We start from the raw sequence: 14,388 nt of genomic DNA on the forward strand, positions 1-14,388 counted from the left end.
CCTAATAAAGAGTCAATGCCCATGGAGAGTTTGCGCTGCGGAAGAAATTTTGTCGCGACCGCCCGGTGGCACCGAAAGAACCGTTTGCCAGCAGGACGAGGCGTCGAAGGCCACCTGTCCTGTTGGGATGTTCGCGCCGGGTTGGCGGCGCACAAGGAAAACGGCGTATAAACCGCAGTCCCGGGCGCGTCCGCAATGGCGGACATTGTCGCGCGCGGGACGGAGGAAATTCGCCCCCGCCGCGGGCGGTTAACAGGACAGCCGTAGGAGCGTCAGCATAGCGCCGGCCGCAGGACGGGACGCGGGACCGACTGTCCCCGTCCGCGGTGGTCCGCGTGTAGCATCGGCCATGAATGCAGTTGCGTTGGGATTGAGCACGAAGCCTCAACCGATTGCCTGATGTACGCTTTCCTATTGAAAAACTACCCTATCCAAGCCATCAGGAGTCTATTGACACCTTTGTTCTTATTTTGTTCACTGTTGGGAGTTTGATAATGGAGGCGAACCATGGAACTTCGCTTGAACATTGAAGGTGCAACGCCCGAGGAACTGGCACGCGGGGTCGCGGCAGCCGAAGCAGTCTTCTCGCGCGCCGGCATTACGGCTTTGCAAGGCGCGGAAGGTTTGTTCGCGTTGGAAGGCTGGGATATCAAGGGCTTCCCGGAAGACGACCAGCCAACCGAGGACGAGGACCAGGCTGCTTCGGTCTGGATGGAAGCCGACGAGGCTGCGACGACTGCATGTTGTGCGGGCTGGCCGGAGGATAAAGTTCCGGGCCATCAGATCATGGAGCTGATCGACGTGCCCCGAACGAGATTGCAGGCCGAGGCGCTCCCGGACACGTGGCCGGCGCGCAAACAGCTCTATCCCGATGTTGTCACCCGGTTGGAGACCACGACCGGGCCGGACCGCCAGATCGATTTCGATATTGCCTTCGTTCTTGGTTGGGTGCCCGAGCGGCCGACGCTGGATCAGGTCGAGCCGCTTTCGGAAAATGGCGACCGTATCCCCTTCTTCACCAGCAACCTCGCCCAGGTGGAAGAAATGGCTCGCAAGGCACTCAAGGACTGGACGATCGAGATTGACCAGGACCCCTACGATGCCCATGTTTTCGATCCTGCAGCCAGCGAAGACGGTGAAGAATTGCGGATGGCGGCATGGCGCGATTTCGACGGCTCCCTGCTTATGGAGAAGCCACCTGCAAATCCTGCAATCGCACTGACCCTGGCGATGATGCGCGGCCAGTCGATGCATTTCGATTCGCGGTGAACGGGTTACACGGCCATCGTCGATCGATCTTGCTTGGCCACTCCAGGTCGCACGCTGGATGGCTAAAAACCTGACCAGCCCACACCGCACCCGAGGAGAGAACCATGTCAGAAAAACCACCCTATATGCCGACCGGCATTGGAACAGGCATGATGAGCGACGACGAGACCAAGGTCGGCGTTCTGATATTCGAAACGGCGCAAGGGAACTTCGACTTCGCAGTGAATCTGCAGGCGGTCGATATCCTCACCAAGGCCATCAACAAGATCGAGATGCATCTTCGCTCCGGCAAGACGCGCTGAGTGTCCGACGATGTGCCAGATCAGAAAAGCCGAAGCCAGGACCTTCGGGAGATCACGCAGGGACCACGCATCGTGCGGCGGGGCGGCGGGGCGTCGCAAATCCGTTGTCAGTCGCCGACTGGCTCGGCTGGAGGAAACGCTCGGAAGCCAGTGCTCTCGCGCACGACTCGCGGCGCTCGGTTGACGGACTACCGCTGCGATCGATCACGACTTCCTCCGCAAGATATCCTCGGATTTACGCCACGGTCAGCCCCAGGGGTCCGAATGGTACATTAGAGATATCTAACATTTCTCTTTTGGCGAGACGGGGTGTACTTTAGTTATCGCTGGGTGATCCTAGCGACCTACACTGCCCGCTGCTGAGAGGTGGCGGGCCTTTTTGTTTATGTGTGGAACGCCGCAATCCAATGGGAGTTGGAATGCTGTCACCGTCCCTTCCGTGGAGGCGATGATGGCCATGGACGTACAGCCGTGGTCGGCCCGCTCCCGCTCAGTGGGCGGGCCATCTCGCGGGTCGCTCACCGGCAACACTTGGTGCACCATGCCGTCAACCTCGATACGCAAGTTCGAATACGACCCGGAAACCAGGGTTCTCTCAGTGTGGTTTGTAGCGAGTGGCAGGCAGTACGACTTTCTGGACGTGCCGCCGGAGATGGTCGCCGATTTCAAATCTGCCTTTGCCAAGGGCCGCTATTTCAACGATCGCATCCGCAACCATTTCGCGTTCCGGCCCGTGGCAAGCTCCGGTTCCAGCGGCACATGCTGAGGTAGATTGTGCCAAGCGACCTGGCGGAAGTCGCGCATGTCGAACTGCTGGCCGCACACCGGACAGGTCATGAAATTGTCGCGCTCGTCGGCCGGCTCACCGTCGTGCGCCTTACCAGGGATCGGCGCTCCAAGGTCGGATAGCTTCGTCATAGCTATCAAACATTCAATTCGTCTAAAGTGTTCCGGAATCATTTTAGCGCGTGCTAATTGAGTCGCACTATGCGAGTCGGCGCATCCCTCTGAAGTTCAAGCCCATGGAGCCCGAGCCGGTCGACACGCGACGTCGAGCTGATGCAGGTACTCAGTCAATTCTTGCCGGGCCGATTGGCCTTGGATGCTTCCAAGTCCAGCTGGGCGCGACTGGCATGAAGCAAGGCCGCGACCAAATTTTGGTCGGCTGACTTTTTGCCGGTGTATAGGCGCACAAGCTCGCGCGCCTGGACCGTCGAATCGGATTCCGGGCTCTCCCTGATGGCTGACGTAAGAGCCCGGGAGAGTATGTCGAAATCCAACAACGAAATACCCGGTCGGCTTCCTTCATGGCCAAATCCATCCTGTTGGTCTGCAGGCGATACTCGAAAGGTCGATGATGACGAAAATCGGCATCACCCCCATTCCTTCACGTGCTCAACTTCAGAAGCTCTCGGGACATTTCGCCGAGCCCGGCGGCGGCGCGTGGATAACCGCAGCGCCACCGCAATTACAAAGGTAATTCGGCTACCCGCATCGAGCATCAGATGATTTGGGACTGAATGTTCGCAAATCACAGCTATAAATCAAATCTTCAGGGTAAGTTGACATGCTGCCCACCGCCGACCGGCTATGGCTTGGATAGATGTTCAGGAGAAAGCAGCGTAAGGCCTATCGACTTGTCAGATCTGATGCCCCCCGATGTGCAGGATGATCCTGCCCTAGCCGCTGAGGTCGACCGGCTTCTGGCGCGCCGTACGCGCGAAATCAGCCTGCGTGGCGAGATCGAACGCCTATTTCGAGCACGTGTCTGGTCGCAAACGGCCAAAATCATCCGCGCGTGGATGATCTGGGTGGCATTTTTGGATGTGCTGACGTTGGCACTGAACGCGGCGTTGCTTCCATGGGTCGTAGCGCAGTCCATGCTCCTGCCCGGCGCCATCATCCCGCCCGTGGCGTTGGCCGTGGTCCTTGTTTGGCGTAAACCGCAGGCGCCTTGGCTCCAAGGAACCTCGCTGATCGCAGGCATGTTCCTTATCTTGTTGTCAGTCGCGTTGGTCGGAGCAAGCGCTGGTGGCGAGTTCTACGAACGGCAATTGAACGTCATGTTGTTCGTGGCCATCACAGCCATCATAATCTTCGGGATCCCGCTGGCCTGGACGATGACTATCGCTGCGCTGGCGCTCGGACTTTATCTCATGCTTCAACTGCAGAACCCGGCCATCGCGCATGGGAGTGCAGTGGCTGGCACGCTGTTCTTCGCCAGCGGTATCTTTGCAACGGTGGCCGCGCGGCGCATCATGACAATTCTGGCTCAAAAGACTTTCCTGTTTGAGCTTCGCGACCGACGCAGGGTCGCCGAACTGGCGAAAGCCAATGATCGACTGGTACTCCTGGCGAGAACCGATCCACTCACCGGCATCTCCAACCGTCGCTGGATGACGGAAACACCTTCAAGAAGCTAAACGACCACCTCGGCCATGCGGAGGGAGATCGGTGTTTGGTAAAGGTCGCAACTATCTTGAAGGAAAACGTCAGGCGTGATCGCGATCACGTTGCCCGTTATGGCGGCGAAGAATTCCTCGTGCTCCTGCCCGGAGTGAACGAGGAAGAGGCGGCCGCTGTGGCCGAACGAATGCGTAAGAGCGTCGAGGCTGCCGGTTTGCCCAACCCTGGATCCCATGTGTCGCGCTGGGTCACCCTGAGCATTGGAGTTGCCGTTCAGACCGCTGAGGCGATCTCGCCGGAGCAGTTACAGCAACGGGCGGATGCCGCACTTTATCTGGCCAAGCAGACGGGCCGCAACAGGGTGCTGCTTCACAGACCGGAGTTATCCGCGCGCAAACATATTCGGCCGGGCGGCCTTGGGGCATAGGCCGTGCGTGGCCCGAGATCTGCTCTTCTGAATCACGGGGTTTCCCGTGCGTCGATGATAACAGGTTAGTTCAGGGCCACCGAGACGACCAAGGGTTCCCCTGTAATCTCCACATCGCGCCCGGCAGACTACGATTTCGAGAATAATCCCCTGAAAGAGTTTCCGGGTTGTTGAGAACACCCACGGCCGATTCCGGCTGCGTGGCTGGTCCAGGAGGAGTTCCACCAAGTGGCCTCAGTGATGGGCGATCATCCGGATGACCTGCTGGTCTTCGCAAAATGCCGAGCGCATGGGATCCGCCGATTTCTGCGCCCTGCGCCCTAGGTGGCGCCTTTGGCTAGGTGAATGGCGCCCGTTACGCAGCCCCTGATCTTGCGCATGGAATCTTGCGACAGCCCTCATGAGATCGGTTGCAAGTGCTCCATGAAATCTCCATCTAGTTCGGTTGTAGTCAGAACGCGGTCAAACGATGACACGGCAAGAAGTTCTCTCCGTCATTGGATCAGCCGACGATATTACGGTTGCGGAGATCATCGCAACGGGGGCGTCGATCGAGGAATTGAGAGAGGCATGGGCATGGGCTTTTGCTGACGAAGCGTTAATGGGACAGGGGCGCCCACTTCCGGGAACACGAGGGGCCGCGCTTGTTGACTTGCTTAAGCCTGACGAGGACGACCCGGTTGAACCGGGCACCCGTCTGGAATAGATCAGCAAACCCATCGAATGTGCAATTCGGCCCTGTCATCCACGGCAGCGTTGCAGACACTTCCTCGATGAAGCCGACCTTTGGGCCCGTTTCAGTTCAGTCATAGGTCTTGCGCGTGGTTCCGACCATCGTACGCCGAGTAGCAGGCATCACAGGCCGCGTGCGGCTCAGCCGGCCACTGGACAACGCTACATCATTGATCACACAGCGGATTTCGGAGATCGCCGACTTCTCTTGCGTTCACACGCGAGCCACGGAAGCACACGAGAGACCGCTCGTCTAAACCTTTGGCGCGAAGTTCCTTGCATCGATAAAAGCACACGCGCTCAGGAGCGGATCGCAGCGTTGTCGTTGTCCACCTCTGTGGTCGCCGGAGGCGCGAAACGTGAGGTGGACTTTCGCCTCGCCGACCGGAGTCGCCGACCGTGCGTGCAAAGCCGCAGAACAGTTTCCGCACCCCGAATGGTGAAACGGACCGCCACCTAAAACACACCGCTCATCAGCTTCACAACTCTGGTGCGCCCGGTAGGTGGCCAGGCCAGCAGCACAGATCGCGACGCCCTCTGGCCTGTCAGTCAGGAGTTTGCCACAGCAACGAAAAGCGATTGTCCCTGCCGGTCGATACGGAACAGCATTGGTTTTTTCTGCTGACGGGATTTCGCCCATTCCTCACGGACGTCGGACGGCTGGGTCATGTTTCGGTTGTTGGCCGACACGATAACGTCGCCTGGCCGGAGCTCGCTTTCGGCCGCAAGACTGTTGGGAGCGACATCCTGGACGAATACGCCCGTGGTGTCGGCCTGCAGACCGAGTTGCTGGCGCGCTTCGTCCGGAATGGGGCTCAGTGATAGACCAAGGCGCTGGTCCTCAGTCCCCAGGCTTGGAATGGCACCGGTCTGTTCCTCCTGGTCCCTGCGTTGATCGACAGTCAGCGACAATTCCTGGTTTGTGCCGCCCCGGTTCATTGTTACGGTCACTTTCGATCCCGGCTTCTGGCTTGCTGCGGCCAGCGTAAGGTCATGGACGCCTTGGATGTCCTTGCCGTTGAACCGGGTTATCACGTCGCCGGCCTGGATTCCCGCTTTCTGCGCCGGGCTGCCAGCCTCGACCGAGGCAACCAGCGCTCCCTTGGCGCCCGGCATTCCGAGCGCCTCGGCGATGGAGGGCGTGATCTCCTGAAGACGCACGCCGATGAAGCCGCGCTCGATGCGGCCAGTGCTGATCAGCTGGTCGACGATAGTCCGAGCGGTACGCGAGGGCACCGCGAACCCAATGCCTATGCTGCCGCCTGACGGCGACACGATTGCCGTGTTGACTCCGATGACTTCGCCGCGCGCGTTGAACAAAGGACCTCCCGAGTTACCTCTGTTGATCGAGGCGTCAGTCTGCAGGAAATCGTCGTAAGGACCGGCCTGGATATCGCGAGAGCGGGCAGAAAGGACGCCGACAGTGACCGTGCCCCCGAGGCCGAAGGGACTGCCGATGGCGATGGTCCAGGCCCCTGGTTGCATCGCGTCCGAATCCCCCCAGGCCGTCGCCGTCATGTTGGGCCGAGGATCGACTTTCAATACCGCGATGTCAGTTGCCGGATCGCGGCCCACCACCCTCGCGGGCGCCGTCTCCTTGTCGGAGAACACGACATGAATCTCAGTTGCGTCGGCGACGACATGGTTATTGGTGACGATGTAGCCTTCGGGACTGATCACAAAGCCGGAGCCGAGTGCTTCTCGCACCTGGGGCTGGATACGCCCTGACCCGTCGAAGGGATTGAGAAAGCCGTTGAGCGTCGTTTGATCCTGGATGATCTGCTTGGTCGTGATGGCGACAACGGCTGGCAGCTTCTGACGCACAATTGCGCTGAAGTCGTTCGGAATTTCCTGTGCGGTGGCCGGAGCAAGGCCGCCAGTCGAGAGCATCAGGGCTCCTGTGATCAAGCCAATGCACAAGTTCCTAGAGAGGTAAGACATGACTGGTTCTCCTGCCGGATTCGGGTCCTTGATTTTCGCCCGACGTCAGAACTGAGATTCGCGCCGATTGTTTCACCGGCCCGATAAAATGGTTCTAAGACGTTGACGACGGGAAATGTGACCCATGCCGGGCCATTGAAACCTGCTTGAGACGCTCCAAAATTTCGACTGGCGGGAATCGCGAGAGCCGCCAAACTCAAACATGCAGGAGATTGTCTGAAGCGGAGGACCATCAATGGACGCAGCCATTTCGACCCATTTTGCCTCGATTGAACCCGTGGCCCCCGATGTTTTTCTGGACCGCTTGCTGCATCCGGCACGGCATTTCAAACATCCCCACGACGTTTTGGCCGACGTTGCCCTCGACGTTCAGGAGAAGCGCGCCATCCTTTCGTCATGGGCGTCGGATGCCTGCGCGGTAGAATCTGTGCCAGCGCTTCGCGTGCTGCCGGGGGCGGGTGAACCGGTCAGCTTCGACGCGATCATGGACGCGTTGCAACAGTTGGATCAATCGGACGAGCTTGCCGGTCCTGATGGCAGTGACAGCGCGGCGGTGGCCGGGTTCGTGCCATTCATCGATCGGATTTAAGCGCGACCTGATTGTTCGTGCACCATGGGCCCGTCGGCGAGTGACCCCGCCGGCGGAGGGGGGTGGCATGGGTGCGTTTCGCCCGGATTGCCGCTGAAAATTTTCCTATTCTTCCTCTTGAAGGTGCAAGTCGCGATTCTAAATTTGATAGTCGCCGGTCGCCCAATGGGGCCGGCAGACCAGGAGGCGGCAAGGCTCTTGGCGCCTCCTATGATCCATGTTGCTCAAAGGAGGATGTGGTTATGAACCTCGATTTTACCCCCCTGTACCGGTCCAGCATCGGCTTCGACCGCATGGTCGACATGCTTGAAAATGCGAGCCGTGTGGCCTCGTTCGACAACTGGCCGCCCTACGATATCGCCAAGGTTGATGATGATGACTATCGCATCACCATGGCGGTCGCCGGTTTCTCGCAGGACCAGCTGACCATCACTCACCAGCCCAACATGCTGGTTGTGAGCGGGTCGCAATCCGGCGATGAGAACGGCCAGTATCTCTACCGCGGCATTAACGGGCGCGCTTTCGAGCGTCGGTTCGAACTGGCCGATCATGTCAAAGTTGCTGGCGCCAGCCTCGAGAACGGGCTGCTGAGCATCGATCTCAAGCGCGACGTTCCCGAGGAGATGAAACCGCGCAAGGTCGAGATCTCCAGCGGGGCTCGCATGCCGAAGATCGAAGCGCCCAAGGTCGAGACCGAGAAGCTGGCGGCCTGAGCAATCCACTATGAAGGCATCGCTTGAGCCGGGCGTCCGGCCCGGCTCAGAGACCTACGAAAGGAGAAAGACAATGAGCGTACGTGACTTGATCCCATGGGGCCGGGGCAACGGAAACTCGGCGCCCAGTCTCTTCCCTGATGGAGATCGAGACCCCTTCGTCTCCCTCCACCGGGAGGTAAACAGGCTGTTCGATGACGCCTTCCGCAGCTTTGGCGCCAGACTGCCGGCCTTCAGTCCCTCTTTTGCCGCCACTTGGCCCAGCGTGGAGATTTCTGACACGGACAAGGAAGTCCGCGTCACGGCGGAAATACCTGGCCTGGACGAGAGCGACATAGAAGTCCTGCTGGACAACGGGGCGCTCAAGCTTAAAGGCGAGAAGCGTTCCGAGACCGAGGACAAAGACCGGCAGTTCTCCGAGCGCTTCTACGGTCGCTTCGAGCGCCTCATTCCGCTCGGCTACGAGGTCGAGGAAGACAAGGTCAACGCCGCCTTCAAGAACGGGGTGCTGACCGTGACCTTGCCCAAGACCGAGCGGGCGCAGGCGAAGGCCAAGCGGATCGCAATCAACGGCAAGAGCTGACGCACGGCAGTATGAGCAGCGGCCGTAACGGCCGCTGCTCATACCACCCTTCATTATGGGAGGGACAGACAATGGAGACAGTTCAAAGCAGCGACATCAGAAACCCAACCAAGACCTCCGGCCGGCCGGACAATGACAATCGGCCTCGTCTCGACGAGCCGGCTTTGTCAATGGGGCGGTCAGTGTTTCCGGATGGCGTGACGGCACGGATCTACCAGCCATGCCGCTCGGCCACGACCTCAGCAAAGCCCCGCAAGGACTGGCGATTGATCTTCGAACCTCGCACAGCCCCGTTCATCGAGCCGCTGATGGGCTATACGGGCGGCCGGGACACCCTGACCCATGTTCAACTGGATTTTCCGACGCTTGAGGCGGCGATCCGTTATGCGGAGCGCCAAGGCCTCAACCACGTGGTGCAGGCTCCATCTTCTGGCTGCCAGGCCAAGGTCAGCAACAGGCAAGCATCGGAGCAGAGGCACGTCTTTTCCGACGTGGTTTGGCAACGGCTGCAATTGGCATGGCTTCAGGCAAGCCACAACTATGGCGCTGGTGCAAAGGCAGCGCACATACAGACGGCGCTTTCCGAGCCCGAGACATTCTACGCCTCTCCGATGGAGGTCGTGGATGACCCGGTACTCGCACTCGACGAGAAACTTGCCGTGCTCAAGAACTGGGCCTGGAACGAGTACCTGATCGACCTGGCCACCGCAGAAGGCATGCCGGAAAATGCACGTCCGACGCGACGGGACGAGGTTGAACTCGCTCTGCTGGCCTTGGAGGGCCGCACCCAGAGATTCCAGACTCGGCTCAGCCCGGTATGCTCCCGGATAGCCGCATGACTGGAGGCAAGAATGGACCCACTGATCGACTTCGACGCCCAACGGACGATCCCGAACCCTTCGCGCTTGCGGTCGCGGCAGCGGGCCGGGCGCGCGGCGCAGCGCCCCGGTTGGCGGCCAGCCCGAAGAGCCGGCCGCATCTCGCATTGAGTGAGATCGCCGGCAATGCGTTCGAACCTCGGGAGATCGAACCCTTCCTCCTGACTGAGCCGATCTCGCCGAAGGGCTGCGTCCGTTTCAAATCGGGACCCAAGAAGCTTTGCGGCATCGGGCCGAACAGGCCCGCTGCCGCACCCGCCCTCGACTCAAGGGCGGTACATTGACGTACTGAAACGCAGGAAAGGAGAATGATCGATGTTGAAGAATCTCACTTCCGACAGCAGCAGGCCGGCGCTCGATGTCGTAAATATCCTTGCCGGCATCGCGCTGGCGCTCTCGCCCTGGCTCCTTGGCTATGCTGCCGATGCTGTTGCCGTCTGGCACGCCTTCATCGCGGGCGTAATCACCGTTCTGATCGCGGCGCGCGCGTTGGTGGCGTTCCACAAATATGAAGAGTGGGCGAACCTTGTCGTCGGCCTGTGGATTGTGGCCGCACCTTGGGTGCTTGGCTTTGCCGGCCTGGCGACGGCAATGTGGTCGCACGTCATCGCTGGCGTTGTGGTTGCGGCCCTGGCAGCAGCCAGCCTTTGGCTCGCGAATAACCGACCGCTCTCTGCAGCCTGATCATAGCCGCTGGCGGGTCCGAATCTTCCGGGCCCGCTCTTTATTACGCGCGAGACCACAATCGATGCTGATGCCGTTTCGGTTCGGCGACCTATCCCGCGTTTGTGTGGAAGTGGCCGCCATGGACATGAGTAACAGGAAACACAGTTCAACCTCTGGTACTGGATCGGCGCTTCGCGGGGCTGCTGCACTCCAGGACATCTTGACGCGAATTCCCATAGCCGGTTCGAGGCCGCCCTGCTACGCGAGGGCAAGATCGCCGACGTGCAGGTTGGTGGCTCGAAGCCCTCGCGGACTGAACCGACGCGCGGCAGCGGGATGGGGTGCACGGCGACACGATTGCCAAGAGGCTGCTGGGCTCGGCCGGCCACTTCTCTCTTGAACTGAAAAGAGGCATTTCCAATATCCTCTCTGTGCCGAGAAGGCGTCACGCGGACCGGCATGCTTTTGCCGAGGAAAATCCTGCGTCACCCGAAGAGGCACAAGCGTCGCTTTAGGCTGGAAGGGAGGTCACGATGGAAAGCGCTACGTTCAAACAGCCGATTTTTGTACGAGATGACAGTCTCGTCCTCAGAAAAATCGGTTGCGTCATGGATGCCATAGAATTTCTGGAAGAATGGCCGGTCGAAAGGCGCGGCCTTCTCCACGGGGCGGCGTGTGATACATGCTACTCGGCATATGATGGTCGCAAGTCTGTCGAGGCCGCGCACAAGACGTTTGTGACCTGGGCACGCAGGGTGGGTGTGATCGAAGACGTTCCCGTGGCGCCGCCTTGGATGACAGGGCCGAAGATTGGCGGTGCAGACGAACTTATAGAAAGTGACCGTTAAACGCCCTGCGGCGGCAATCATGCGTTGACTTCGGCGCTATCGAAAGCCTAAGTCCCGGCTCCGCCCTCACGTCCAAGGCATTTTAACCCACCGAGGTTTCTAAATGGACGAAAAATACACCAAAGCGCGTGAGCACTTTTTTGCGGCCGTTCGCGCGTTAGCGGCCTCTTCCGACAGCATTCAAACGCGGCTGATAGACGCCAACGTAAATATTTTGAACGTCACGATCGATGAATTCGACGGCGACCGAGAGCTCAAATTCAAGTTTGCGAAATTGTTAGACCTTCTGGCCGTCGATCAGGACGATATGGAGACTGTCGCTCTTGAGACCGCCGCGCATATGACTGATTTTGAAGCGACTAAGGTCGCGGATCTGATTTGCGATTTTTACTATGAGATCACCTAGCTCCGCGCGAGTTCACCCGCCGCGCGGCATGCGCCAGATGCCTGACTGACAGGCCGTGACCAGGGATCCCACGCGGCCGCTGCCGTACTGGTGCCACCCGAAGCCAAGTCCATGAGCTCCAGCGGGTACCCTCGGCGCTGGCTGCCTTCACTCCTGCATCATCCTTTAGCTTGCCGACAGGAATAGTTAGTGGGGAGCGACAAAGAGATGGCCGGTCGCGCGTGATGGCGCGGCTCGGCCTGAGAAGTAATTGGATCGGGCGGCCAAAGGACATCCCCCCTGCCATCGCTTTCGGCCGCAAGCGACTTCTCGGCGCCCGCAAACTGCCTGCGCTTGTCGGCCAGTTCAGCAGTGAATGCGAAGCTTTTGCCACCACGAGATTGGTAGATCCCATGCTCAAGTGCAGAGACCAGCTTTGCAATAGCGAAAGCCCGGCATCCTGGCGAACAACGGCACCCTTCAATCACGGCCGGGTAGGTTGAGCTCTATCCAGGCTGGCGCATGATCACTCGGTTTTTCCCAGCCGCGCAAATCAGCGTCCACGCCGGCATCACGTAATCTGGACAAAAGTGGCGGGCTGACGAGGAGATGGTCCATGCGCAGGCCGGAACTCCTGTCGAAACCGCCACGATACGAAAAGTTCCAATACGTATAGATGCCCTTCTCCGGATGGATACGGCGGACAGCATCGATCCAGCCATAACCAAGCATTTCGGCGTAAGCTTGCCGGCTCTCCGGAAAGTAGACCGCATCGCCTAGCCAACGTCCTGGCACCGCGGCATCGATCGGCGTTGGCACGACATTATAGTCGCCGCACAGAACGCTCGGGGAGCCTTCCCTGAGCAGTACCTGGCTGTAGCTGATCAGACGATCGAACCATCGGAGCTTGTAGTCGAATTTCGGGCCAGGCGCTGGATTGCCGTTGGGCAGGTACAGACAGCCGATCACGATCCCATCCACCTCCGCCTCGATATACCGGCTGTGAGTATCGTCAGGATCACCCGGGAGGCCACGTCGACGCTCCAGCGGCTCTTTCCCTCGGGCGAGTACAGCTACACCGTTATAAGACTTCTGCCCATGCCAGACGGCACCGTAACCGGCGTTCCTGATGGCTTCCGCGGGAAATTTCTCATCCGAGGTCTTCAACTCCTGAAGGCAGACGATGTCATAGTTGGTCTGACCTAGCCATCTGATGAGCACCGGCAGGCGACCGTTCACGCCATTCAAATTGAAGGTCGCGATGCGTGTCATTGCATTATGCCGGCGGCGGGGTTGTCAGTCTTGCAGACCCTCGCCAATAACCGCCGCGCCTTTTCTATACCGGCGCAAATCTCGCGCCTGGGCTGGCGACCGATGTGTCTCGATGCCAATTTTACCTCCTGCGCCCTCCCCTCTTCTGGCACGCGACCGATCCTTTGGGGAGGCTCGCCCGCAGCCGCTCTCTCGTTCGATTCAGACGGTGTTGTCCTCTCAGCTCCTTAACCGCGGGACGGGGGGAAAGTTTCACTACAGCTTTGGCATTTCGCGCGGGTTCAGGGGTCCGGAGGCTTGCTAGGCAGATGAACCTTTAGGGCCGTCACTGCGTTGCCTGCGACAAAACGCGAACGATGCATTGTGATGGATTACAACCCACGTCCCGGGCCGCAGAAGCAGGAGGCAAGTGGCGCCGAAGCCCGCTTTTCCTTCGATCGAATGGCCGTCGAGCGGTTTCAGCAAGCTTTTCCGCGCGCGAGATGGAGTGACGAGCGCAAGAGCTGGTTCGTGCCCGGCAAGACGGCAGCCCGGCGGATTGACCGGTGGCTAGCGCAAGAGGCAGCGCTACGGACGCCCGACGACGACAGCAAGGGACGAGATGCCTTCGCCTTCGATCCAATATCGAGCCAATATCTGGAGATCGCGGACGACCTGCGCATTCGTGCGCCCTACTCGAGGACAGTGCTTGAAGAGTTGCGTGCCGTCCCGTGGTCGAGTTGGGACGACGAATTGCGGGCCTGGAGAGTTCCATTTCGCTCATATGACGAGCTCCGGCGCCGGTGGCCAAGCATCGAAAAAGCTGCTCGCCATGCCGAGCCGGAGGAAAGAAAACGGCGACGTGTGGACGCCAGAAATACTGAAGCCTACAGAGCCTCGCGCCAACTGGCTGCTGAACGCCGGCGTCACCGCTATCCGTTGCCAACTCACGATCAACCTTGCCTGGGTCGCGCTGTCGCAACCGAGCTCTACGGGGTCGTCGTCTTCACCGACATTTCCGGTGAAGTGGTCGCGCCATCAGACGCAACTTCCCTTTATCCTCACGCAATGGCTTCGAACGGCGAATTCGTTTGGGGCAGATGGCGCTCGGCTACACTGGGCGAACTTGTAAGGACATGGCCCGCAAGGGTGGCCGCTGGCCCGACCGAACGCCTGAGGGGTTGGTGGTGGCCAACACTTGCCGAGCTTAGAGTTGCCCGTCGAAAAGCCCGCAGTCGAGAGCGTATTGGGCGAAGTCGCAGCCGGCAGATGTGACGCTCGCATCCGGCCGTGCGGCTGGCACGAAGGTCGCTAATCGGGCTCTCCGTCGAGCGGACCTCAGGCACGTTTACGGCAGCACGAGGTCGTAGCGTTGAATGATGGGCGTGAGTTTCGGCA

15 protein-coding genes and 1 pseudogene are annotated in these 14,388 nt (G+C 59.7%); 14 read left to right on the forward strand and 2 right to left on the reverse strand.

Features of this window, described 5'->3' with window-relative positions:
- Positions 1-507 precede the first annotated feature (507 nt).
- From EOB80_RS12895 to EOB80_RS35275, 6 genes and pseudogenes are all read left to right on the forward strand, one after another.
- On the forward strand, positions 508-1,269 hold the full coding sequence (locus EOB80_RS12895) for a hypothetical protein (RefSeq protein WP_127327927.1): 762 nt from the start codon (positions 508-510) through the stop codon (positions 1,267-1,269).
- 104 nt (positions 1,270-1,373) lie between these two features.
- Positions 1,374-1,571: a hypothetical protein gene (locus EOB80_RS12900; protein WP_127266529.1), complete on the forward strand. Its 198-nt coding sequence runs from the start codon at positions 1,374-1,376 to the stop codon at positions 1,569-1,571.
- 448 nt (positions 1,572-2,019) lie between these two features.
- Positions 2,020-2,337 carry a KTSC domain-containing protein gene (locus EOB80_RS12905; protein WP_245466349.1) on the forward strand — a complete coding sequence of 106 codons (318 nt, stop codon included), beginning with the start codon at positions 2,020-2,022 and terminating at the stop codon, positions 2,335-2,337.
- Between the two features lie 8 nt (positions 2,338-2,345).
- A complete protein-coding gene (locus tag EOB80_RS35865; RefSeq protein ID WP_281057994.1) occupies positions 2,346-2,480 on the forward strand; it encodes a hypothetical protein in 135 nt (44 codons plus the stop codon).
- A gap of 740 nt (positions 2,481-3,220) precedes the next feature.
- Positions 3,221-4,404: pseudogene (locus EOB80_RS12920) on the forward strand (diguanylate cyclase).
- Between the two features lie 469 nt (positions 4,405-4,873).
- Positions 4,874-5,110: a hypothetical protein gene (locus EOB80_RS35275; protein ID WP_127327928.1), complete on the forward strand. Its 237-nt coding sequence runs from the start codon at positions 4,874-4,876 to the stop codon at positions 5,108-5,110.
- Between the two features lie 575 nt (positions 5,111-5,685).
- Here the strand turns inward: EOB80_RS35275 and EOB80_RS12930 are convergent.
- Positions 5,686-7,026, reverse strand: a complete 1,341-nt coding sequence (locus EOB80_RS12930) for a Do family serine endopeptidase (RefSeq protein ID WP_245466350.1) — start codon at positions 7,024-7,026, stop codon at positions 5,686-5,688.
- Between the two features lie 286 nt (positions 7,027-7,312).
- Between EOB80_RS12930 and EOB80_RS12935 the strand changes: the two genes are divergently transcribed.
- The 7 genes from EOB80_RS12935 to EOB80_RS12970 all read left to right on the forward strand — a co-directional run bounded on the left by EOB80_RS12935 (position 7,313) and on the right by EOB80_RS12970 (position 11,760).
- Positions 7,313-7,666 carry a hypothetical protein gene (locus EOB80_RS12935; protein ID WP_127327932.1) on the forward strand — a complete coding sequence of 118 codons (354 nt, stop codon included), beginning with the start codon at positions 7,313-7,315 and terminating at the stop codon, positions 7,664-7,666.
- 242 nt (positions 7,667-7,908) lie between these two features.
- A complete protein-coding gene (locus EOB80_RS12940) occupies positions 7,909-8,379 on the forward strand; it encodes an Hsp20 family protein (protein WP_127327933.1) in 471 nt (156 codons plus the stop codon).
- A gap of 73 nt (positions 8,380-8,452) precedes the next feature.
- A complete protein-coding gene (locus EOB80_RS12945) occupies positions 8,453-8,962 on the forward strand; it encodes an Hsp20/alpha crystallin family protein (RefSeq protein ID WP_127327935.1) in 510 nt (169 codons plus the stop codon).
- A 71-nt stretch (positions 8,963-9,033) separates the two neighbouring features.
- Positions 9,034-9,801 carry an NADH dehydrogenase ubiquinone Fe-S protein 4 gene (locus tag EOB80_RS12950; protein ID WP_127327936.1) on the forward strand — a complete coding sequence of 256 codons (768 nt, stop codon included), beginning with the start codon at positions 9,034-9,036 and terminating at the stop codon, positions 9,799-9,801.
- A 354-nt stretch (positions 9,802-10,155) separates the two neighbouring features.
- Positions 10,156-10,524, forward strand: coding sequence for an SPW repeat protein (locus EOB80_RS12960; protein ID WP_127327938.1), 369 nt, complete (start codon positions 10,156-10,158; stop codon positions 10,522-10,524).
- 515 nt (positions 10,525-11,039) lie between these two features.
- Positions 11,040-11,354 carry a DUF982 domain-containing protein gene (locus EOB80_RS12965; RefSeq protein ID WP_127327939.1) on the forward strand — a complete coding sequence of 105 codons (315 nt, stop codon included), beginning with the start codon at positions 11,040-11,042 and terminating at the stop codon, positions 11,352-11,354.
- 103 nt (positions 11,355-11,457) lie between these two features.
- The gene (locus tag EOB80_RS12970; RefSeq protein WP_127327941.1) at positions 11,458-11,760 is read left to right on the forward strand and encodes a hypothetical protein; all 303 of its coding nucleotides are present in this window, start codon (positions 11,458-11,460) and stop codon (positions 11,758-11,760) included.
- 459 nt (positions 11,761-12,219) lie between these two features.
- On the opposite strand, the gene xth is transcribed toward EOB80_RS12970, so the two are convergent.
- Positions 12,220-13,011, reverse strand: a complete 792-nt coding sequence (gene xth / locus EOB80_RS12975) for an exodeoxyribonuclease III (protein ID WP_127327942.1) — start codon at positions 13,009-13,011, stop codon at positions 12,220-12,222.
- A 366-nt stretch (positions 13,012-13,377) separates the two neighbouring features.
- Between xth and EOB80_RS12980 the strand changes: the two genes are divergently transcribed.
- Positions 13,378-14,265 (forward strand): hypothetical protein, encoded by an 888-nt coding sequence (locus tag EOB80_RS12980; RefSeq protein WP_127327944.1) that lies wholly within the window; start codon positions 13,378-13,380, stop codon positions 14,263-14,265.
- The last annotated feature ends 123 nt before the right edge of the window (positions 14,266-14,388 follow it).

The sequence above is a fragment of the Mesorhizobium sp. M7A.F.Ca.MR.245.00.0.0 genome, assembly GCF_003997415.1.
GTDB lineage: Bacteria > Pseudomonadota > Alphaproteobacteria > Rhizobiales > Rhizobiaceae > Mesorhizobium.

Coding starts and splice junctions, on each gene's coding strand:
- EOB80_RS12895 (WP_127327927.1), top strand. CDS start 508: ATGGAACTTCGCTTGAACATTGAAGGTGCAACGCCCGAGGAACTGGCA.
- EOB80_RS12900 (WP_127266529.1), top strand. CDS start 1,374: ATGTCAGAAAAACCACCCTATATGCCGACCGGCATTGGAACAGGCATG.
- EOB80_RS12905 (WP_245466349.1), top strand. CDS start 2,020: ATGATGGCCATGGACGTACAGCCGTGGTCGGCCCGCTCCCGCTCAGTG.
- EOB80_RS35275 (WP_127327928.1), top strand. CDS start 4,874: ATGACACGGCAAGAAGTTCTCTCCGTCATTGGATCAGCCGACGATATT.
- EOB80_RS12930 (WP_245466350.1), bottom strand. CDS start 7,026: ATGCTCTCGACTGGCGGCCTTGCTCCGGCCACCGCACAGGAAATTCCG.
- EOB80_RS12935 (WP_127327932.1), top strand. CDS start 7,313: ATGGACGCAGCCATTTCGACCCATTTTGCCTCGATTGAACCCGTGGCC.
- EOB80_RS12940 (WP_127327933.1), top strand. CDS start 7,909: ATGAACCTCGATTTTACCCCCCTGTACCGGTCCAGCATCGGCTTCGAC.
- EOB80_RS12945 (WP_127327935.1), top strand. CDS start 8,453: ATGAGCGTACGTGACTTGATCCCATGGGGCCGGGGCAACGGAAACTCG.
- EOB80_RS12950 (WP_127327936.1), top strand. CDS start 9,034: ATGGAGACAGTTCAAAGCAGCGACATCAGAAACCCAACCAAGACCTCC.
- EOB80_RS12960 (WP_127327938.1), top strand. CDS start 10,156: ATGTTGAAGAATCTCACTTCCGACAGCAGCAGGCCGGCGCTCGATGTC.
- EOB80_RS12965 (WP_127327939.1), top strand. CDS start 11,040: ATGGAAAGCGCTACGTTCAAACAGCCGATTTTTGTACGAGATGACAGT.
- EOB80_RS12970 (WP_127327941.1), top strand. CDS start 11,458: ATGGACGAAAAATACACCAAAGCGCGTGAGCACTTTTTTGCGGCCGTT.
- xth (WP_127327942.1), bottom strand. CDS start 13,011: ATGACACGCATCGCGACCTTCAATTTGAATGGCGTGAACGGTCGCCTG.
- EOB80_RS12980 (WP_127327944.1), top strand. CDS start 13,378: ATGGATTACAACCCACGTCCCGGGCCGCAGAAGCAGGAGGCAAGTGGC.